Source organism: Kibdelosporangium philippinense, from assembly GCF_021390435.2.
Classification (GTDB): domain Bacteria; phylum Actinomycetota; class Actinomycetes; order Mycobacteriales; family Pseudonocardiaceae; genus Kibdelosporangium; species Kibdelosporangium philippinense.
In genome coordinates this window covers 670,717-691,507 of the sequence record NZ_JAJVCN010000004.1, presented here as the reverse complement: position 1 = coordinate 691,507, position 20,791 = coordinate 670,717, and the positions used below count along the sequence as shown (strand labels likewise).

Genomic DNA, 20,791 nt, shown 5'->3' with positions numbered 1-20,791 from the left:
ACAGGCGGGGTCGTTGCGTTATCAGTGAGGTAATCTCACCAAGATTCTGGTTCGTTTGTTGAGCCGCGAAGCTGCTCGGACGAGCGCTGGTCGATGTGCTGGGGAGTGGTGAGACCCGGGGAAAGATGGGCGGGGAGCCCTTGGTAGAACTGGATTGCGAAGATCAAGTCCGGACCAGAAGGCTCCCCGTGATTGCGTATCGTGCCATGCTCGATGTCCCGCGTGAACTGGCCCTCTACCTCAGCCGGCTGCTGCACGCCGAACGCCGCCGACGCGGCACCCGCAAGAACAGCAGGGCGTTGACCTGCTTTCGCCACGCGGTGCTGGGCCTGCGCTGGTTCCGGCAGAACACCGACGTCCCCGCCCTGGCTCGCGATCACGGCATCTCCCGCGCCACCGGCTACCGCTACTTGGATGAGGTCGTCATCGTGCTCGCCGAGCAGGCGCCGGACCTGCATGAGGCCCTGCAGCGGGCCAAGGATGAGGGCACGGCCTACGTGATCCTCGATGGAAAGGTCTTCTCCGCCGATCGCTGTAGCGAGAAAACGTTGAGCGTGAAAGGCGAGCCGATCGACCTGTGGTACTCCGGCAAAGCCCGCGAGCACGGCGGCAACATCCAAGCGCTGTGCGCGCCGGACGGTTTTCCGTGGTGGGTCTCGGATGTCGAGCCCGGTTCACTCCATGACTTGACCGTGGCGCGCGAGCATGTGCTGGGTGCGCTGTACTGGGCCGCCTCGCACCTTGATCTGCCGACGCTGGCCGATGGCGGCTACGACGGTGCCGGCATCGGCGTGCACACCCCGGTCAAACAGCCTGCCGATGGCCAGGTCCTCGACGTGGACACCCGCACACGCAACGCTCTGCTGCGTGGCCTACGGTGTCTGGGCGAACGTGGTTTCGCCCTACTCACCGGACGCTGGCGCAGCCTGCGGCATCTCACCGCCAGCCCCAGCAAGATCGGCGACATCGTCAAAGCCGCCCTTGTCCTCACGCATTTCGAACACGGCAAGATCGCGTGAAAGTCGCTGAGATCACCTCAGTCTACTACAGGGCTTGCTGCTGACCAGATCCAGGAGCTTGTCGCGCGCATCTGGCAGATCATCCAATGCCATGAGAACCAAGCGTGGCCTCCGACCGTGGGACTGTATCGCGCTGTCGTGATCACTTTGGTGTACGTCCGACAGAATCTGAACCAGGCGGCCGTGGGCGATCTGTTCGGCGTCAGTCAGTCGACCGTATCGCGGATCTATCGAGGCATTCTCCCATTGATTGGGCAGGCCCTGTGCCTGCACATTCCAAACCTCAAGGAGGCCATCCGCGGCCGGCTCGTCCTGGTCGACGGAACCGATGTCCCGACCGGCAACCGTGCTGGTCACGAAGACAACTTCTCCGGCAAGCGGCGCCGCGCGGGGCTGAACATCCAGGTCGCCGCCGATACGGAGGGAGGCCTGCTGGGAATATCCGCCCCTCTGCCTGGCTCGATGCATGACCGGAAAGCGTTCGCCGAGTGTGACTGGGAAGATCTTCTGGCCGAGACCTCAGTCATCGGTGACCCTGCCTATCAGGGCACTCACACGATTACGCCTCGCAAAAAGCCACAGGGCGGCGAGCTCTCGGCTGGCGACAAGGTGAACAATAAATTCATCTCCTCACTTCGATCCGCCGTCGAGCGATGTATCGCGCATATCAAGAACTGGAAGATGATTGCGACCGGCTATCGAGGACGCCTTTCCGAGCTCCCCAACATCATCCGGATCATCACATCGCTCGAGTTCTATCGACTCGGCTGGTAACCCTCATGAATAACGCTCTACCTTTGAGATAATTGTTACCTTCACCTTTCCTTTCAGGGAATTTCGGGCAGAGTGGAATGTTTGTTCGGGCATTACCTTGCGGTAGACGTTGCCAGTTTAGGGACGCTCGGGTAGCTTGTCATTGTTTTTACACGGAAGCCTTCAAGGGAGGTGGGAGTCCATGGGCGGAGGAGGCAAGAACCCAGGCTGGTGAAATTCGACGTACTGATTGTATGTTCAAGACAGGGCAACCATGGTTAGAATTCCACCACTGCTCAGAGAGAGTGGTTTTCGGCGGCTATGGCTTGCCGCGACCGTTTCCGTCATTGGGGACGGGGTGACGACAGTCGCAGTTCCACTGACTGCGGCGGTCGCCCTTGACGCCAGTGTTGCTGAAATGGGCATTCTCGCCGCCCTAGCATGGTTTCCTAGTCTGCTTTTCTCAGTACATGCAGGAGTACTCGCGGATCGTTTCGGGCGACGCCGGGCTGTGATGATCGCATCCGACGTCGCCCGACTCGCGCTATTGGGGAGCTTGTGGATCAGCCACGCATTCGACGTGCTAACCATGACGCAACTATTCGTCACGGTTTTCGTGTTTGGCATTTTCTCGACGCTTTTCACGGTGAGTGAGAACACCGTTTTTGTTGCGTTGGTACCGCCGGACCGGTATGTCGAGGGCCAGGCCCTAACAGAGGGGAGTAAATCCCTGGCATTCCTGGTTGGTCCAGCTCTCGGCGGGATGGCTGTCTCGGCATTATCGGCCCCGGGGGCGTTGCTTCTCGACGCGGTGTCGTTCTTGGTGTCCGCGTTCCTGATCGGTGGAATCAGAGTACTTGAGCCACCGCAGGCAACAGAGCGGACATCTGTCGGTGCGGGGTTCAGGTACATTGCGCGCACACGAGATATCCGCGAAGTCCTGTCAGTGACTGCGACGACTAACCTGTTCCAGATGATGTTCAGCGCGATAGTAGTGCTGTACCTGGTCGAGCAGGTGCACCTGAGCCCCACACTAATCGGGCTGTCACTTGCGGTCGGTTCGGTCGGCGGCCTGCTCGCGTCCGCGTCCGCCGCCCGCGTGGCCCGCCGCATCGGCGTTGGCAGAACCTTGACCTCCGGGGTTCTGCTGTCTTCGTTGCCGTTGTTGACAATCCCGCTGATTGGCTGGCCGGCGCTCATTCTGATGGCATACGTAGTGGTCGACTTCGGGCACGCCATCCGGGACATCAGCGTCGGCACGATATTTAGCGCACGGGTCCCTGACGAGCTGCGGTCCAGGGTCAGGGGGGCCTTCATGGCCGTCAGCTTCGGTACCCGCCCACTTGGCGCCCTGCTCGGCGGCGCACTCGGCAGCGCCATCGGACTGGCCCCAACCCTGGCCATCTCCGCACTCGGCGCAGCATTGCCCACCTTGTGGCTGTGCAGGTCACCGCTACGGAAGTTCGCCCCTGTGTGACCACGCAGACGCAGGTCGGCGATTGCCGACGTCCTGGTCCAGATTATTCCTTGACGGCCGCGCGGGCGTGGTGAAGGCCATCCACGAGGAGATTCTCCTGCCCCACTGGCCTCGCCAGGCCACCAGCACCAGATCCCGTGTGGTGGCTCATCGAGCAGACGCCGCTTCTGCGGTGGTGTCGGGTTCTCCCTGGCTGGCCGCTGGGTCATCCTGCGTTTCGAAGCCGGTGTCATGTCAGTGCTCGACCCGACCGATCGCACCCTGCTGCGCACTATGGCCAGCCCCGCTGACCCCCCGGCCGTGGCCTCCCTGCGCGGAGCCCGACCAGCCGGACCACCAGCAGCCCAGCCGCTCACCGTCGAACTAATCGTCCCCAGCAGCGGCGGCATCATGGTCGCCCGTCAACGCATCCTGATCGGCCGCCAGCACGCCCGCAAAGTCCTCACCATCAGCCTGGACGAGACCACCATCCACGTCCACGACGGACCACACCTGCTGGCCACCGTCCCCCGCACCACCGACCTCGTGGTCACCCACAAACGAGCCCAGAACCACTACGGTACCAGCGACAACACCTCAAATATCACAAGGTGCGGCTGCCGTACTAGACACTTGTGCCCTCGTGGGGTAGGAGGCTGGTGCATCCGTGAGCAAGGTTGATATGGACGAGGCCGATGTCGGCCGCGACTTGATGACGACCGGTTTGAAATCTTACCATTTCTTTTACCGGGAGCGTTATTCATGAGGGTTACCAGCCGAGTCGATAGAACTCGAGCGATGTGATGATCCGGATGATGTTGGGGAGCTCGGAAAGGCGTCCTCGATAGCCGGTCGCAATCATCTTCCAGTTCTTGATATGCGCGATACATCGCTCGACGGCGGATCGAAGTGAGGAGATGAATTTATTGTTCACCTTGTCGCCAGCCGAGAGCTCGCCGCCCTTTGGCTTTTTGCGAGGCGTAATCGTGTGAGTGCCCTGATAGGCAGGGTCACCGATGACTGAGGTCTCGGCCAGAAGATCTTCCCAGTCACACTCGGCGAACGCTTTCCGGTCATGCATCGAGCCAGGCAGAGGGGCGGATATTCCCAGCAGGCCTCCCTCCGTATCGGCGGCGACCTGGATGTTCAGCCCCGCGCGGCGCCGCTTGCCGGAGAAGTTGTCTTCGTGACCAGCACGGTTGCCGGTCGGGACATCGGTTCCGTCGACCAGGACGAGCCGGCCGCGGATGGCCTCCTTGAGGTTTGGAATGTGCAGGCACAGGGCCTGCCCAATCAATGGGAGAATGCCTCGATAGATCCGCGATACGGTCGACTGACTGACGCCGAACAGATCGCCCACGGCCGCCTGGTTCAGATTCTGTCGGACGTACACCAAAGTGATCACGACAGCGCGATACAGTCCCACGGTCGGAGGCCACGCTTGGTTCTCATGGCATTGGATGATCTGCCAGATGCGCGCGACAAGCTCCTGGATCTGGTCAGCAGCAAGCCCTGTAGTAGACTGATAACGCAACGACCCCGCCTGTAAGTTGTCTTCTGTGAGAGGAAAACGATCTTACTTGCCTGGGGTCGTTGTCCTATTTTGAGGTGATCAAGTCGCCAGAATAACGCTCTAAGAATGACTCAGATTGGTCAGGTGCTCCTATTACATGTAGCTATGTATGCCCACCGGGCCCGGCTCGCACCCGCAGCCTGAAACTTGACACAGATGTGAAGAAGCCTGCGACCAAAGATCACTAGCCGGGCGTCCAAGCCAAGCTGTATGACGCTGGAGTCGGAAGAGTCAACACACCTTGAAGGACGAGATTTTGTTGTCGATCCACCATGGTATGGTCGCCCACTTTTCCTTCGGGCCGATCTTGAACTCCACGCCGCCGAAATCCTCGAGGTCGTAGAAGCAGAGATGGCCGTCGTACGTGCTTATCAGAGACGAGATCCGGTTGTCCATGTCGTCGAACGCGCCGATCTTGCGGCTCTTCATCCTCCGCTCTTCACGAGCGTTGCCGAAATAGATAACACGCTGGGTGTATCCCTGGCTCTCCCAGACACACGCCGTGCTCCCACTCGGGCATGACGGTTCCGCGTTGGCTGAGCCAACGCCAAGCGACAATGTCCCTGCCGCCATAACCACTGCCAAGATGCTCCGACCTGCGACTCGCCAACCAGAACGCCTACTCAACGCCGTCTCCTTCACTGTCATTGGAGTAATTCAGGAATAATACGAAGGACTCGGGATCACCGTCCGGACGGGTCCACAGCCGTAAGTTTACCCAGTTCAGTGACGTAATCACAGCGACTTTCACGTGTGTCGAACTCTTTCGAAATGGGTGAGTACGAGCGTGGCTGACGCGGGCTGGACCAGCAATCCAGTAGCGGCGGTGATTGCTGCGAATGCCCGGCCCGACATGACAGTCAGACCACCTAATGACAGAAATGTCACGAGGAGCGCACAGATGACACGGCGGGTAAACAAATCTTGCCCCTCCGATCAACAAGAAACAACAGTCCCTCTATTGCTCCAAACGATCTTACGGGCACGCTTCTAAATCGGCGATTTAGATCTGACAAGTCTACACTTTCGAACAAACAGGAATGCCCGAAAGTCTTATGCTGCGCCCCATGGGCAAGGGGCAGGCTGTCGGTGTATAAGGCCACCCAGGCGGCCAACACCGCAGGGCCGATCTCGTCCAGATCAGCCAGCTCGCCGACCATGTCGTGGATCGTGTCGCGGGAGCGGTTCTCGACGTTGGCCTTGAGCTTGTTGCGCAGGTCCCATTCCCGGTCACCGCTCCGGCCGCGACGCCCCCGGGCCTGCACAGTGCGCCGAGCTCGGACCTTGTCGATCACCGCGTTGGCCAGCTGCACCACGTGAAAGTTGTCGACCACGAGCGTTGCGTGCGGCAGCGCGGTGGTGACAGCGACGGCGACAGCGGCCTTGAACACAGCGCACATGTCGATCACGACATGGCGGCTCTTCGAATTTGACCGGGGTTTGAACTGGTCGTGATGTTGCTGGGGGCAGCCAGTGGCAAGGGCCCGTGACTCTGTGAGTGATCATGTCTGTTGTCGAAGCAGAACGATCACAACAGAAGAGCCACGGGCATGGTCAACGATACGACCCGTCTGCTGGGCCTTGCCGGTCTGGCTGTCGTTCGGGTCGAGGACGCAGTACATGATGGGCCGGTCGTGCACCTGGTTACCGCGGACGAGCAGGCTTGTATCTGCCCGGGATGTGGAGTGCGGGCGAGGCGGGTCAAGGGGTGGGTGACGACCAGCCCGAGAGATCTGCCGGTGGCCGGCCGGCCTGTCGAGCTGCGGTGGTGTAAGCGTCGGTGGCACTGTGACCAGCAGGGATGCGACAGGAAGACGTTCACCGAGGCGATCGGGGAGATTCCGGCTCGAGCCCGGGTGACCACTCGGTTGCGGCAGGCGGCCGGTGCGGCGGTGGCCGATGGTGGGCGCACGATCGTGCAAGCCGCGCGTGATCACGGCCTGTCCTGGCCGGTGGTCTCGGCCGCGTTCACCGCACACGCCACGGCGGTGCTGCCGGACAAGCCGCAACCGGTGGCGGTGCTGGGGATCGACGAGATCCGCCGGGGCCGTCCACAATGGACCTGGAACGACGAACAGCAGTGCTGGGAGATCACGGTGGATCGCTGGCATGTCGGGTTCGTGGACCTGGCGGGCGGGCAGGGGCTGCTCGGGCAGGTCGAGGGCCGCACCAGTGTGGCCGTGCGGGACTGGCTCACCCAGTGGGATGAGGCCTGGCGTCAGGGCGTCCGGGTCGTGGCGATCGATATGTGCACGGTTTTCAAGGCCGCGGCCCGTGCCGCGTTACCGCAGGCCAGGCTGGTCGTGGACCACTTTCATCTCGTGCAGTTGGCCAACCAGGCCCTCACCGAGGTACGTCGCAGGGTCACCCTGCAGGTGCGGGGCAGGCTGTTCGGCGGCGTTGAAGATGAGCACCTGTGGGTAGGGCTCCGGCGTTGAGCGTGAGCATGGGTTGGTGTGCGGCGCGGGTTGGTTGCTGTTGATCGTGTTCGGCGGCACGGTGAGCACGTCGGTGTAGGCGACGGCCCTCCCGTGTCTCTTGCCGGAGTCCCGCGGGAGGGCCGTGCGGTGGCGCTCGGAGGCGCTGTGGTCACGGTAGAGGTGGACGCGGACGCCGTCGAGCGTCGGCTTGTGAGTGGACGGCTGGCCTGTCCAGGCTGCGGCGGGATGCTGACCGGTTGGGGTCATGGTCGGGAACGGACGGTCCGCGGTCCGCACGGCCCGGTGCGGGTGCGGCCACGCCGGTCGCGATGCGCCGGTTGTGGGGTGACGCATGTGTTGTTGCCGGTAGTGCTGCTGGTGCGGCGGGCGGACGCGGCGGTGGTGATCGGGTCGGCGTTGGCGGCGAAGGCTGCCGGTGGCGGGTATCGGTCGATCGCTGCGGCGTTGAGCAGGCCGGTGGACACGGTGCGGGGCTGGATCCGCCGGTTTGCCGGGCGGGCCGAGCCGGTGCGGGGTGTGTTCACGGTGTGGTTGCGGGCGTTGGATCCGGACCCGGTGATGCCCGAGCCGGCGGCAAGCTCGTGTGCGGACGCGCTGTGCGCGATCGAGGCGGCAGCGCGGGCTGCGGCCCGGCGGTTCGTGCTGCCCATGGTGTCGGTATGGGAACTGGCGGTGGCGATCTCGGGCGGGCGGCTGCTGGCTCCGGGCTGGCCGTGATTGTGGATCAACACGAGTTGCCTCTGCCGCGGGGGTGATCATTCGTGGTCCTTTTCGGCTCGTCCTTTGTGGAACGAGCAATGGAGGGGCACCGGCGTGACGCCAGCCGACGATGAACAACAGGTGCGCACCGATCGAGCGCGGGCGATCGGACTGTTTCGCTATCAACTCATCCGCGAGGCCGCGGATGAGGCGCACTCGACGAAAGAACGGGCCGGCTGGTGCGGGCGATCGCGGCAGCCGAGCACACCGATCCATTCGGCCGAAAGACACGGGTATCGCGTCAGACCCTGGATCGCTGGATCCGGGACTGGCGGGCTGGCGGGTTCGACGCGCTGGTGCCCAGTCCCCGCCAGACTCATCAGCGCACCCCGGTCGAGGTGATGGAGCTGGCGGTGGCGTTGCGGCGGGAGAATCCGGAGCGGACCGCGGCCGGGATCCGCCGGATCCTGCGCGCGCAGCTGGGCTGGTCGCCGGACGAGCGCACCTTGCAGCGCCATTTCACCCGCCTCGGCCTGACCGGCCCCGCCGCCGATGCTGGCCCGTCGGTGTTCGGCCGGTTCGAAGCCGCCCGCCCCAACGAGTTATGGACCGGAGACGACTTATGCCGATATCGACATAAGTCGTCTTATGCGGACTATCCCGTTATGCTGTCTGGTGTTGGTATCAGGGTGTGACGCGGCCGATCGAAGATTGCGGTTCAACATAATCACAGGTTGTCAAGGAACGCCATGATCGTGTCAGTTGGCTGGTAGCGGCCTGGAGTTGCTTCGATCGGGGCGGTGCGAGCAAGGGCGCGTTCTTTCAGTGCGAGGTCGGCGTGAACGTAAATCTGTGTAGTGGCAACGCTTTCGTGGCCGAGCCAGAGAGCGATGACGGTGGTGTCAACGCCGGCGTTCAACAGTCGCATGGCGGTGGAGTGCCGTAGCACGTGCGGCGAGATCTTCTTGCCGGTCAGTGTGGGACATGCTTGTGTGGCTGCGCGGGCGTGTTTTGTGACGCGTCGTTCCAGGGCATCGCGGCTGAGCTGACGGCCGCGGCTGGTAGGAAACACTGGATCGGTGGGCTGGCTGCGCGCTCGGCCAGCCAGGTGCGAAGCATGGTGACGGTGCCGCTGGTCAAGGGGGTGATGCGCTGTTTGCGGCCCTTGCCGTGGCAGCTGATATGAGCTCCGGTGCCCAGGTGAACGTCACTGATAGTCAATGTGGTCAGCTCGGAGGCGCGTAGCCCTGTTTGGATCGCCACCGCGAGCATGGTCCGGTCGCGGCGGCCGGTCCAGGTGTTCCGGTCTGGGGCTTGCAGCAGCGCGTCGATCTCGGGTTCGGTGAGGTAGGTGACGATAGCGCGGTCGAACCGTTTGGGTGGGATCGCGAGCACGCGTTGGATCGAGTCGGCGTGGTCGGGATGGCGCAGCGCGGCGTAGCGGAACAGTGAGTGGATGGCAGCCAGGCGAGCGTTGCGGGTGCGGACGCTGTTGCCGCGCTCGGTCTCTAGATGGTTGAGGAAATCGCCGATCAGCGGAGCGGTCAGCTCCTCGATCCGCAACCGGGATGGTGTGCTGCCGGTGCGATGGCAAGTGAAGGCCAGCAACAGTTTGAACGCGTCGCGGTAGGCGGCAATGGTGTGCGGGCTGGCTTGACGTTGCCGGATCAGCCGGTCGGTGAAGAACGCTTGCAGCGTGGGGGCCAGTGCGCTCACGTGTCACCCGCTGTCAGGTAGGTGTCCAGGCGTTGGCTGGCCAGTTGCAGCAGTTCCGGTGCTGCCGAGAGGTACCAATAGGTGCTCTTGGGATCGACATGGCCGAGGTAGGTCGACAGCGTGGGCAGCATGGTAGGTATGTCCGCGCCGCGGCGGTAGCAGTCCAGCAGAGTCGCGACGGCGAAACTGTGGCGAAGGTCGTGAATGCGGGGTCGGCAGTTGGCCGATCGCGGCGTCAGTCCTGCCAGGTCCCGGATCGTGCGCCACTTCTTCTGTGCCGCACTGTGATCCAGGCGGGTGCCGGCCGCGGAGATGAACAGGACATCGCGGTCAGCGAGTTTCCTCGTGCGCAGGAGCCGCTGGCGTTGGACCAGATAGTGACGCAACCCGTCGGCTGTGGTGGCATGCACCGGGAGCAGGCGGCTCTTGCCAAACTTGCCCGCCCGGACGATCACCGTCTCGCTGTGGTCGTCGAAGTCTGTGACGTCCAAGGCGATCGCCTCGCTGAATCGCATACCGGTGACCGCGAGCAGACCGATCATCGCAGGGTAGGTGGCCGCCGCGATCGGGGTGGGCAGCATGCGGGCCGCCGCGATCAGGGCGTCGATCTCCCTGCTGGAGTACAAGTATGGCGTAGCCCGGTGTTTGCCATGAGCAAGCAACCCGGGTGGTGGGATCTGAGTGCGGTCGTCGAGGTTGCGCAGGTAAACGGCGAACCGTCGTACTGCGATCAGACGCAGTGCGTGCCACCAACCACTTCCGCCCGGCAGCGTGGCCCACGCCACCGCGTGCTCCACAGTGACCACGTCCGCGTCGTGCTGTTCTAGGTAGGTGACGAACTGTGCCAGCAGTTTCTCCGCGCGGTCCAATGTGGACCCCAGAGCCCGGCGCAAGCGCAGGTAGTCGGCCAGGGCTTGCCGCAACATGCTCACGCCAGTGGTCGCGCCCGCGCTCATGCCACGACCTGCGATCCTGGCCAGGTGCGGGCGATTCTGCGCAGCGAGCCGATGTCGACCTTCGCGTAGATCGTTGTGGTGAGGGCAGTGCGATGCCGTAGGACCTGGCCGATCTCTTCCAGCGAGGCGCCAGCACCGAGCATGGCGGTGGCTGCGCTGTGCCGCAACCGATGCGCATGCAGCACGCCCAGGCCCGCCCGGCGGGCTGCCCTGGCCACCACGTTGGTGACCGTGGTGCTGCTCATGTGACCATACGGCGCACGAGCACAGACGAACACGTGCCGGGTATCGGTCTTGGGGCGCCAGCCAACTAGGTATGACACGATCGCCTGCCCGACATCGCTGGGCAGCGGCAGACGCTCACAGCGTGGGCCTTTGCCCGTGATGGTCAGCTCGCCGCGGCGCCAATCGATATCCTCCAACCGCAGCGCGGCGATTTCTCCGATGCGCAACCCCAGCCGCGACAACATGGTCAGGATCGCAAAATCTCGCTGACCTATCTCGGTTTCCAAGTCACACGACGCCAACAGGGCCCTCACCTGCCCGCTAGGCAAAGCTTTCGGCAGCCCGGCCAACTTCCACCGAGCCATGGTCGGCACCGCGCTAGCCAGCCCAACCGGAATAGCCCCGGCAACCTGCAGGTACCGCAACAACGATCGCAGCGCGGGCACCAGATGCGCCAACGACCGAGGAGCCTGGCGCGCCTGCTCAACCACAAACTCGGTGATCTCACCGGCGGTCAACTGCTCCAGCCCGCCTTGGCCATCACGCATCCGGCACTCCACAAAGGGCCGGACCGCACACACGTTCCGCTCGATAGACCGAGCAGCAAGACCTCGCTCCGCTGCCTCGTACTCCGCATACCGCCTCAGCAGCGCGTCAGCAGCCGTCACCACGTGGCCGGCCGGAGCGGCCAGCGGCACCCCGATCGACCGCAAATACTCCAACAATGCCGCCCACGACCCAGCCTTCCAATCCTTGAACCGCCCGTCCACGCACTGCGCCGCGATGAACGCCTCCACCGTTGCCGGACCAAACTCGGTGATCTCAAGCCCTGTTGTCTGCATCCACTGACTCAGGTGGATCACGCGTCGCTGGTGTGTCCGCACCGCCGTCGGCACGTACCCCTTATGCCCCAACCATTTGGTGAAACCTTCCTCAAACGGCATCAACGGGCCGGATATCTCCAGCCGTGCACGAGACCACGTCACGATCTTTCCTCCCGTCTGAACCTGGCACTGACCCAGGCGGGAAAACCCACGGCGCATGACGCAGACTTATGCGGACCTCACTCGAATGGCCGCACTTCCGAACAGGCACAACACAACCAAGATCGGCATAAACAGACCATCGGCATAAGATGCCTTATGTCGATATCGGCATAAGGCATCACCCGCGGAAAGCGCGAACGTGAGCTCCCCTGTACCGCCGGCCAGGGTCGCTGGGTCGCTGTCAACGCAGGTCACACTGAACTGGAGGATGACCCAGATGGAATCCGCTCCCGAGCGCAGTTCTTCGACGACACGGAGCTGCTCGACGCTGATGTAGCCCGTCAACCTGAACTCGGTCGCCACCTGCGCCGGGCTGACCAGGTGGCCTGCCACGAGAGGCGTCAGAAGTTGACGATCTCCGCTCGGGTTCTTCCCAACGAGCATGGCAGCCGAGATCTGGTATGGAGGAGCATCCTTGCGTTCGGTCGTTCGCCTGATACTGAGGCTCAGCTCGATCTGCGCGCCGCCGACGGCCGGCCAGAGTCGCAGTGTCTGACGAGCCGGTTCAAACACGAGTGACTCAGTCGACGTGATGGCAAGGTTGAGCGTCATGGGGCCAGCCGTTCATGTCCGGTGGAAGTCAACCGAACAGTATGCGCCTCGTAAGGCGCACGTGCTCCTCAATTTGACGGCATGTCACGGTCGAGGTAGTGCTGCCGCTATCAGCGGACCTACAGGTCAGAGTGCGTTTCGTAATCGCATCGTCACAAGACGCGTCGCCCGTACACGCCCAGGTAACGAAGCACCTGCGATCTTGATTCAGCATGCCAGCGTCACGCTCCGGCATCTACTCTAACGGACTGTGGATGATCTGAGCGGCGGCGAGGCGGGCAATGACCGTGGTCCAGTCACGAGTCGCGAACAGGACGCAGTCCGGATCCTCCTGTTGATCGACGGTGCGGCCGAACCGCTGCCAGCGCCGGTTGCCGACGACATACCACTCGCAAGTGCGGTCGGAGTGGTGGAGAGCCAGGTCCGTCTCCAGAAGCTGGACTTCTGGGTACGCAATCCCGACTTCCTTGCGGACGAGTTGCTCAACGACTTCGAGGCGAGCCGCGAACCGGGGCTCCTCGACTTGGCCGGCCAAATCTTGGATTCGGAGGAGCCAGAGGTACGCAGGTATCCGATGCTTCGCCACCACTTTGGCGCGTACGAACCTCTGGACGACGCTCTGGCGGTACTCCGCAGCGCTGGTCTGGTGGTTCGCCGACGCCGCGGCACCGTGGATCGGACCTGGCGTCACGACTACTACCTGCTGGAACGCGGACGGGAGGTCGCTCGGACGGTCGTAGTGGAAGCACCGCCTTTCCGATACTACGTAGAGCGGATCGAGTTGGTGCTGGACTTGGCGGACGGGCGTGGAGGCAACGAGTTGAAAGACCGCCAGTACCTACAAACCGAGTACGCCACCGCCGAGCGCGGCACACGGATCGGGAGCATCAGCGCCCGAGCACGTGACCGTCTGCGGCGCCTGCGGTCGGAGTCAGACGCGACGGGCCGGGAGGGTGTCGTCGCATGAACTCGTCCGCTGCGGATAGGCCATCTCACCAGGATGGATCTCTTGCTGCTCGGATCGCGTCTCGGGCGAAAACCACCCGCGAGGACGTGGAGGACGTCTTCACGACGCGCGGACTGCCGCTGGCCTACCCACCCGCTCGGCCCCGCCCTGTTCGTATACATCGCCTCCGGGTTGATGGAAACCGCGTCGGTGTCCAGCCGGAAGGCCCGATCGACCAGACATTCACCTTCAACGACGGCCTGACGGCCCTGGTCGCCTCCAACCTGAAAGGCAAGACCAGCGTCCTGGAACTGATCACCTGGTGCCTCCGCGGGGCACCTCGGGCCAAGCTGCAAGGAGACGTCCGTCGCTGGCTGACCCGGCTCGAACTAGACGCGACCATCGCGGGCCAACCCATGGGCTTTCGACTCAGCCTGACTCCCGAAGCTCTGCTCTCCGGGGTGGTATTCACGGCTTCAAGCGTCGACCAACTCACTGACACAGACGGGATCGCCGGTGGCAGCGGTGTCTCGACGCTCATCGAAGCCGATAACCAGGATGACTTCGCCGTCAAAGTGGCCGAGCTGATGCTCGACCGCCTCGACCTCCAACCCATCGTCAACAAGCTGACTACCAAGGAACGCGTCCGAACCCAGACACACGGCTGGCCCTCCTACTACTCTGCGATCTATCTGCAGCTCGGCCGGGACCGTCCTCTGCTCGGCAACCAGAACATGGCAGGGTTGGCCGGGCGGCTCCTACAGGTTTTCCTAGACCTCCCAGCAACCGCGGTCCTCGCACGTGTTAAGGCAACGTACGACGTGCTCCAAGCCGAAGCCGACAAACAATCCGAGAACACCAAACGTGCGGTCGCCGAGCGTGCAGACGAACGCGCTCGTGTTGAGGAAGCCCTCGCCGAAGCGCGCAGGTCACTCACTCAGCTTCAAAAAGCCGCGCCAGGCCCCGACTTGACGGAACTCGCGGACAAGTCCGCCAGGCTAGCCCGCCAGGTCGCCGACGCCCAAGACGAACAGGACGAGATTAACCGCGGCTATCGAGAGGCTCGGCGAATCCGGCAGCTCGACGAGAAGGCACTCAACGACATACGTGAGAGCGAGGTCGCACGCCTACTCTTCCACGGCCTGAATCCCAGCGCTTGCCCCCGCTGCGAAACCCCGATCAGCGGAGACAGACGACAAGCTGAACGAGATGTGCATCGCTGCGCCGTGTGCACCACCGAGGTCACCGGAGCCGAGGGCGAGGACGAAGCCGTCGAGGCCGAAGCGCGGGACCGCGTCGAAGGCAGCAAAGCAGCCGAGAAAGCCGCCAAGCAAGCGCTCGGTACCGCCGAGGCGAATCTCGACCGCTTGACAGCTGAACTGGAGACAGTGCAGGCCAACCTACGAACCGCGACGGCGGCGACGGCATCGCGTGACCGGATCGCGGCGGAGATCGAGGTGGCACGCTGGGAAGGAGCACTTCAGGTGCTACCCAATCTGCCGGACACGCCGACAAACAATGGAGATGTGACGCTCACCGTCTTGAAGTCCGCGTCCAAGGTCCTAGAGGACGAGAGCAAGGGCGCGGCAGCCCAGCTCTTCGCTGACCTGAACGCGGAGATCGTGGATCTGGCGCACCAATTCGGCATGACCGCGTTGGAGAGTGTGGAAATCAACCGAGCTGCCCAGCTGAAAGTGATCAAGGGTGGTGGCGCCGAGAAGCCATTCGTGGACCAGGACCCGGGCGCGCAGCTTCGCCTCCGCGTCGCCGTGATCGTTGCTTTGCTCCGGGTTGGAGCACGATACGGCATCTCGACGCACCCCGGTCTAATCCTCATCGACAGCCCGAAAGCAGAAGAAATCCAAGACGCCGACGCCACCGTGATCTTCCGTGAACTCAACCGCCTCGCAACAGCTGAGGGGCTGCAGGTGCTGATCACCACCGCCGACTTCCACCTTGCCGCAGAGACGCTCCCAGCCGAGTGCGTCATCGCGGCCAAGCCAGGCGATCCACTGTGGTGAAGCAAACGGGAAGAGGCTGCGCCTCGCGGTCGGGAGCAGTCGACGCTCGAATATGGACAGACCAGGTGCTGCCACCCGCTGGAGCCACCAATGACTGCACTTACTGACCGGCTCGCCGTGATCGCGGGGGACGGTGCCGTCGCGTCCTGGGCTGAACTCGACGAACTTGCAGTTGCCGACCACGCGGAAGAGATCGCAGCGAGTCCGCTCGCACCGGTTCTCGCCCAAGCCCTTGCGGCAGCGGCGGGCGCGAGCCCACCAGGCTGGGATGGCGCGTCAGCCAACTTCGTCACAGGACTGTCGAATCAAACCAGCCTGTTGGCACTCGCCAGCAGCCTGGAGGAATTGCTCGCTAGCCCCATCACAGTGCAGACGTACGGTACACGCCTGCACGATGCGTTGCTCGACGGACTTACTGTCGCGATCGCCGATACTCCTCTCTTGGCGGCTAGCCGGCTGGAGGGCGCAATTCGCCTCGCCATCGCCGACGCAGTGAACCCCTTCGCGGTACTTGGTCGTATAACGTCACTCAGCAGCGACGTACCTGAAGAGTTCGCCGAGCGACTTCCGCGGCTACTCGGCGCCGCGATGGACCGTTGGGCGGACAATTCCGCTGTCGTGGGGCCAATCCGTCAGGCTCTGGACCAACTCCGTCACCACGAGGCCGCAGCCGTTGACGCGATGTTCGAACTTGCATGTGACCATCTGCGTATGGCGTTGTCAGCCGAGACTCTGCCCGCCGCAATGGAGTCGCTCACGACAGCACGAGCCGGTTTCGCCACGGTGGACGCCGCCGAAGAAGCTCGCCATGACGCCCGCGCCTACGCGGCAGCCTGCGATGCAATCCTCGCGTTCAGCGCGCAGGACGCATATCGCCTGACGGATGCGAAGCAGCGTCTTTCCGAGGCGCTCCAACAGCGAGGCGCCTGGCTGACCGCCATGCATCAACCCTCATGGCTCCGTCCCAGGCTCGCAGCCGAACTCGCTTGGCACAGACTGGCCCTTGTGCTGGATGCTGCCACTGACTACTTGTCCCACCCCGTCTGGTTCAACGTGTGGGAAGCACTCGATGCGGTACTCCAGGCATATCGACAAGCCCGTTCCATGCGTCCGCTACCGAGCAGCAAGGACAGCACAGGCCTTGCGGCAATCATCGAACCAGCCATCGAAGGCGCGATCCTTCAGAAGCAAAGCCAACTCGCGGCGCTCAGTCGCTCCATCACCCAAGCCGCTAAGCCCACGGCGCCCGCGTTCGACGTGCCAACCGCTGAACTGCTGCTTGCCCGTATCGAAGTGCTCGCCACAGGCGCTCGGGATCGGCAACCACGATCGTCCTCGTCAGGTCCTGCCGACGGCGACCAGGGCGACGAGGAACCGCACCCACCAGACACCACAAGGCTGTACGCCCTTGCTCCCGCGCTGACCCGCGTACTCGGAGAGCAGCAGGCGGCCGTGCTTGCCGACGGGCTCGACGACGACAAACTTCGAACCGTAGAAGGACTGGCGTACAGTGGCGATCTCACGCGGTCCAGAACCTCGCACCCTGTACTCGATCCGCTCTTGGACGAGATTCTCCGAGAACTGGCCCAGTCACCAGCGTTCACTGGCGAAGCCAAGAGCACCTTTGGCCTGCTTGTCCAGCAGACGCTCTTGTTCCTCTTTAGTACGGCAACCGCACTGTGTGATCTTGGTGTGGGGTCGTGATCATGGACGCGGCCACCGCGTGATCAACTTCAAGGTGTGTTAGGACTCGAAGCAGACGCGGTGGCCGCGTCGAAGACTGTAGTTGATGATCGCCTCACGCGGTGGCGAGCGGGGTTCGATGAGATGTTCGCGCTGGTGGCCGGGCGTTTCGCGCAGGCGGACTCACGTCGCCGGGCACGGATGTACCTGCTGGGACTGCTCTCGGCAGCCGAGCGTAAGAACTCCTGGACCATCGCGGAGCAGGCTGGTGACCTGACTCCGGATGGCATGCAGCGGTTGTTGAACTTCTACCGCTGGGACGCCGAGGCGGTGCGGGATGATCTACGTTCCTATGTGCTGGACACTCTCGCCGACCCCAGCGGGGTCGTGGTGGGCGATGAGACAGGTTTTCTCAAGAAGGGCACCAAATCCGCCGGCGTGCAGCGTCAGTATTCCGGCACTGCCGGGCGTATCGAGAACTGCCAGCTCGGCGTGTTCCTGACCTACGTGTCGTCGCGGGGGCGGGCGTTGATCGACCGAGAGCTCTACCTGCCGAAATCCTGGACCGGTGACCGGGAGCGGTGTGCCGAGGCGGGCATCGCGGACACGGTCGGGTTCGCGACCAAACCGAAGCTGGCGCGGCGGATGCTCGAACGACTCATCGCCAAGCACGGCAAGCAGACGGTGGGCTGGTTCACCGCCGACGAAGCCTACGGCGACAACCCCGGACTGCGGGACTGGCTGGAGGACGAGGACATCAACTACGTCATGGCGGTCTCCTGCGACGACCGGTTCACCACTCCAACCGGGCCTCAGCGAGCCGACGAACTCGCCGCGACCGCGCCGAAACGAGGCTGGCAACGACTCTCAGCCGGTAAGGGCAGCAAGGGACATCGCCTCTACGATTGGCTGCTCATCGACCCCGGCGCTGACGAGCACCTCCTGCTGGTGCGTCGCTCGATCTCCAAGCCCAGCGAGCTGGCCTACTACATCTGCCACAGCACCCAACCAGTACCCGTCGCCGAGTTGGTCCGGGTAGCCGGATCCCGTTGGGCGGTCGAGGAAACGTTCCAGTTCGCCAAGAACGAGACCGGACTGGATCACTATCAGGTGCGCAAGTACGACGTCTGGTACCGGCACATCACCCTGGCGATGCTGGCCGCCGCGTTCCTCGCCGTCACCGCATATCGAGAACGCGGCCGCAATGACCAAAAAGGGGCGATCTCGCCACCTTAAGCCAACTGATTCCGTTGTCCTGTAACGAAATTCGACGACTCTGGGCCACCCTCACCCACCCGGTCCACCCCGAAACCCACACCAACCACTGGTCAGACTGGCGACGACGCCACCAAACCCGAGCCCGCCGCAGCCACTACCAGCGACAACACCTCAAATATCACAAGGTGCGGCTGCCGTACTAGATCAACTAGGCCCATCGAATCTTGACATTTGAGTCAAGTTTTTCCGTGGCGTAGCGTCAGGTGTGCCCGCTCCATATCTGCAGACTCCTTGTCTGACCAGCCACTTTGGAGTGGCGCGGCCGGTCATCACGGATGATCGGACTTCGGCGCAGCGGGCGGCGGCGGTCTGCCGATCATGACCGCAGGTCCCTGCGTGAGCGTGGCCAAAATCAAGTCGATCACCTAAAAGCCCAGCTCAGCCACCCACCTCGGCGGTCCGAGGCGGAGCCTCACTACTACTCCAGTCGTAGATCGTGATCTTCACGGGGCGAACGGGTCGTGAATGACCACGTCGACGCAGGCGGCCTCGCGACGAGTGAGACCAAGAGTTGTGCTGGATAAAAGGGGTTCTGTGTGTGGCCCGCACCCGTCTGCGAACGGGTGCGGGCCGAGGCTCGCTGTGATATCGGGGTGAACAGCAGAGCCTCACCGAGCAGCTGTGGGGATGTCACCACAGCACAGGCGACCAGCTGCTCGGCGATCAGGATTCGAGACGGCGAGTACGCTTGCCCAGTAGTCTCGAATTGTGTCCAGGCCTCCGTGCGGCAGGTCTGGACACTTATGGACTTGATATCGGTGTGGTGGTCAGTCATATCGGGTGGTTGACCGCCCGCATCGGGTTAATCTGTCCGATTAATGACGCTTGACCAGCGCTGATCTTGAGTACAGGTATGACCATACATGTGCGTGAGGTCAGGTCAACGGCCATTACTTGCCACTCGACTGGAGTCTCCTCTCGCGGCTGGCCGCGATCCGGTGGCGAACGACGGTCTTGAGCAGCTTGAGTTCGACATCATCGGGTGTCAATCCCATGTGCTCAATCCGGTGGGCTCTTGTGCGGCGGGAGTATCGATCCATGCCGGCCGGCCACGCGAGACGGTCTTTCACAGCACGGATGTACAGCTGCGCCGACCCGGTTGTCGATCGCGGATCTGTCTGCCGCACGGGGAAACCGGTTTTGCCTCACCACCGGTGGTCCGAATGCTGGCTCGTATCGCGGCGTCACGACAGCGCGCGCTGTCAGCTACGGGGAGGTCGACCGAATTCGGTCGACAGTTGTTGTGTAGGGAAGCTGCACTCGAGTATGCCGATCATGGCAGTCAATATTCGATAGTTTTGTGCAAAAGAATCATTTTGGTCATGGGTGTAGTGGTGTTGACTGAAATCTTCTGACGTGACTTGTTGCCCTTTTGGTGCATGCGGAGTGCGCGATAGACTCAACTTTGCCGCGTGGGGGTATTGCTGCGGTATTGTCTGCCAAGAGTGCAACGAGGCGTCCACGTCGGGTTTATAGTCAGGTATTCAGTGAATGCAAGACTCGCTCTGATTGTCGGTTGCGGTGCGCATGCGAAGCGATCCTGATGCGATGTCTTCGCGGCGTTACATCTGGGCCCATTTGTCCTGGTCTGCCCGCTTGGTCTGCATGGTGGGCTTGGTCTGCATGGGCTGGGTGTTGGGGCCGTGTTGATTGGGTCAGTGCTCGGATTGTGATGGCGTAAGGCTCGAAGAAGGAGAACCGCTTCGGATGATCAGTTGGGATTACTGCGGTGACCGGCTCATTACGGTATTCAGTCCGCGACAGGTTCGGTGGTTGCGTCGACAGCTGACCGACTATCAAAGCAGACTTGACAGCGCGCTGTGTGGTAACAGGGTTGATCCTGCGCTAGGGGTTGTGCTCGCCAACCTTTCGGGCGGCCTTGATTATTGGCTGAAGCGGGCACGGTCCACGGCGGCGATGTTGCTCGGCGATTTGCCTGATTGTGGTGGTGTGATCGAAATGGTCGACGTCGCGCGCCGTGTGGCATGGGTATGGATTTTGCAGGAAATTCGTATCCTTGTCTCCGCGCAGCTGGGGGTGTCCGTTGGTGACGCGTCGGTCAAGCTGGATGCCTGGCTGGCGGAAATAGTCGAAACTGTGGCAGTGGCGGGCGATTTTCTCTTTGTGTCCGACGGTCTGCATGACTCTCATTTCCTGTATTGAGAAGGGTGTTCTGCATGCCTCAACGGCCTGCTACGCGGCAGCGAAAAGGCGAAGATGTAGACCCGGTGAGCGAATCTGAAGTGACTGCAAGAAAGGATGGTGACGATGAACTCGACGCGCTCATCAATGATATAGATCGGATCCTTGACGACACTGTGGTGGTTGAGCGCTATGTTCAAAGAGGTGGCGAGTAGATCGGTTATTTATTTTCGCTGTCTTCACGGTTTCGTGAGCGATACTACGTCCTTTAGGTGATTGAGGCTG

19 protein-coding genes and 2 pseudogenes are annotated in these 20,791 nt (G+C 62.6%); 13 read left to right on the top strand and 8 right to left on the bottom strand.

Annotated elements, in window-relative coordinates:
• Positions 1–188: 188 nt before the first annotated feature.
• The 4 genes from LWC34_RS45970 to LWC34_RS45955 all read left to right on the top strand — a co-directional run bounded on the left by LWC34_RS45970 (position 189) and on the right by LWC34_RS45955 (position 3,909).
• Complete coding sequence (locus tag LWC34_RS45970; protein ID WP_233722715.1) at positions 189–1,019, top strand: transposase family protein; 831 nt, start codon at positions 189–191, stop codon at positions 1,017–1,019.
• Positions 1,020–1,136: 117 nt separating this feature from the next.
• Complete coding sequence (locus LWC34_RS45965; RefSeq protein ID WP_233731564.1) at positions 1,137–1,793, top strand: transposase family protein; 657 nt, start codon at positions 1,137–1,139, stop codon at positions 1,791–1,793.
• A gap of 253 nt (positions 1,794–2,046) precedes the next feature.
• Positions 2,047–3,249 (top strand): MFS transporter, encoded by a 1,203-nt coding sequence (locus LWC34_RS45960; protein ID WP_233734079.1) that lies wholly within the window; start codon positions 2,047–2,049, stop codon positions 3,247–3,249.
• Positions 3,250–3,480: 231 nt separating this feature from the next.
• Complete coding sequence (locus tag LWC34_RS45955; RefSeq protein WP_233731563.1) at positions 3,481–3,909, top strand: hypothetical protein; 429 nt, start codon at positions 3,481–3,483, stop codon at positions 3,907–3,909.
• An 88-nt stretch (positions 3,910–3,997) separates the two neighbouring features.
• On the opposite strand, the gene LWC34_RS45950 is transcribed toward LWC34_RS45955, so the two are convergent.
• The 3 genes and pseudogenes from LWC34_RS45950 to LWC34_RS45940 all read right to left on the bottom strand — a co-directional run.
• Complete coding sequence (locus LWC34_RS45950) at positions 3,998–4,762, bottom strand: transposase family protein (protein WP_233724674.1); 765 nt, start codon at positions 4,760–4,762, stop codon at positions 3,998–4,000.
• A gap of 270 nt (positions 4,763–5,032) precedes the next feature.
• On the bottom strand, positions 5,033–5,230 hold the full coding sequence (locus tag LWC34_RS45945) for a hypothetical protein (RefSeq protein ID WP_233731562.1): 198 nt from the start codon (positions 5,228–5,230) through the stop codon (positions 5,033–5,035).
• A 455-nt stretch (positions 5,231–5,685) separates the two neighbouring features.
• Positions 5,686–6,231: pseudogene (locus LWC34_RS45940) on the bottom strand (transposase); the annotation flags it as partial.
• 120 nt (positions 6,232–6,351) lie between these two features.
• Here LWC34_RS45940 and LWC34_RS45935 point away from each other — a divergent pair.
• The 3 genes from LWC34_RS45935 (at position 6,352) to LWC34_RS45925 (ending at position 8,636) form a co-directional block, all read left to right on the top strand.
• A complete protein-coding gene (locus LWC34_RS45935) occupies positions 6,352–7,239 on the top strand; it encodes an ISL3 family transposase (protein WP_233731561.1) in 888 nt (295 codons plus the stop codon).
• A 147-nt stretch (positions 7,240–7,386) separates the two neighbouring features.
• Entirely contained in the window at positions 7,387–7,959 is a 573-nt protein-coding gene (locus tag LWC34_RS45930; protein WP_233726036.1) for a hypothetical protein, read from the top strand.
• Positions 7,960–8,180: 221 nt separating this feature from the next.
• On the top strand, positions 8,181–8,636 hold the full coding sequence (locus tag LWC34_RS45925; protein ID WP_233731560.1) for a helix-turn-helix domain-containing protein: 456 nt from the start codon (positions 8,181–8,183) through the stop codon (positions 8,634–8,636).
• A 32-nt stretch (positions 8,637–8,668) separates the two neighbouring features.
• Here LWC34_RS45925 and LWC34_RS57510 read toward each other — a convergent pair whose 3' ends face one another.
• From LWC34_RS57510 to LWC34_RS45905, 5 genes and pseudogenes are all read right to left on the bottom strand, one after another.
• Positions 8,669–9,049: a tyrosine-type recombinase/integrase gene (locus tag LWC34_RS57510; protein ID WP_235729526.1), complete on the bottom strand. Its 381-nt coding sequence runs from the start codon at positions 9,047–9,049 to the stop codon at positions 8,669–8,671.
• Between the two features lie 101 nt (positions 9,050–9,150).
• Positions 9,151–9,657: pseudogene (locus LWC34_RS58430) on the bottom strand (tyrosine-type recombinase/integrase); the annotation flags it as partial.
• On the bottom strand, positions 9,654–10,613 hold the full coding sequence (locus LWC34_RS45915; RefSeq protein WP_233726033.1) for a tyrosine-type recombinase/integrase: 960 nt from the start codon (positions 10,611–10,613) through the stop codon (positions 9,654–9,656). The pseudogene LWC34_RS58430 and the gene LWC34_RS45915, both read right to left, overlap by 4 nt.
• Positions 10,610–11,824 (bottom strand): site-specific integrase, encoded by a 1,215-nt coding sequence (locus tag LWC34_RS58425; RefSeq protein ID WP_233726034.1) that lies wholly within the window; start codon positions 11,822–11,824, stop codon positions 10,610–10,612. Before LWC34_RS58425 ends, LWC34_RS45915 begins: the two co-directional genes overlap by 4 nt.
• Before the next feature lie 66 nt (positions 11,825–11,890).
• Positions 11,891–12,436 carry a hypothetical protein gene (locus LWC34_RS45905; protein ID WP_233731559.1) on the bottom strand — a complete coding sequence of 182 codons (546 nt, stop codon included), beginning with the start codon at positions 12,434–12,436 and terminating at the stop codon, positions 11,891–11,893.
• 250 nt (positions 12,437–12,686) lie between these two features.
• On the opposite strand from LWC34_RS45905, the gene LWC34_RS45900 reads away from it, so the two are divergent.
• The 6 genes from LWC34_RS45900 (at position 12,687) to LWC34_RS59175 (ending at position 20,721) form a co-directional block, all read left to right on the top strand.
• Complete coding sequence (locus tag LWC34_RS45900; RefSeq protein ID WP_233731558.1) at positions 12,687–13,403, top strand: hypothetical protein; 717 nt, start codon at positions 12,687–12,689, stop codon at positions 13,401–13,403.
• Positions 13,400–15,403 (top strand): hypothetical protein, encoded by a 2,004-nt coding sequence (locus LWC34_RS45895; protein WP_233731557.1) that lies wholly within the window; start codon positions 13,400–13,402, stop codon positions 15,401–15,403. The genes LWC34_RS45900 and LWC34_RS45895 overlap by 4 nt, the downstream gene beginning before the upstream one ends.
• 90 nt (positions 15,404–15,493) lie before the next feature.
• On the top strand, positions 15,494–17,107 hold the full coding sequence (locus LWC34_RS45890; protein WP_233731556.1) for a hypothetical protein: 1,614 nt from the start codon (positions 15,494–15,496) through the stop codon (positions 17,105–17,107).
• Positions 17,108–17,230: 123 nt separating this feature from the next.
• A complete protein-coding gene (locus LWC34_RS45885; RefSeq protein ID WP_443667746.1) occupies positions 17,231–18,322 on the top strand; it encodes an IS701 family transposase in 1,092 nt (363 codons plus the stop codon).
• Between the two features lie 1,749 nt (positions 18,323–20,071).
• Complete coding sequence (locus LWC34_RS45880; protein ID WP_233731555.1) at positions 20,072–20,527, top strand: hypothetical protein; 456 nt, start codon at positions 20,072–20,074, stop codon at positions 20,525–20,527.
• Between the two features lie 14 nt (positions 20,528–20,541).
• A complete protein-coding gene (locus LWC34_RS59175; protein ID WP_372496783.1) occupies positions 20,542–20,721 on the top strand; it encodes a ubiquitin-like protein Pup in 180 nt (59 codons plus the stop codon).
• The last annotated feature ends 70 nt before the right edge of the window (positions 20,722–20,791 follow it).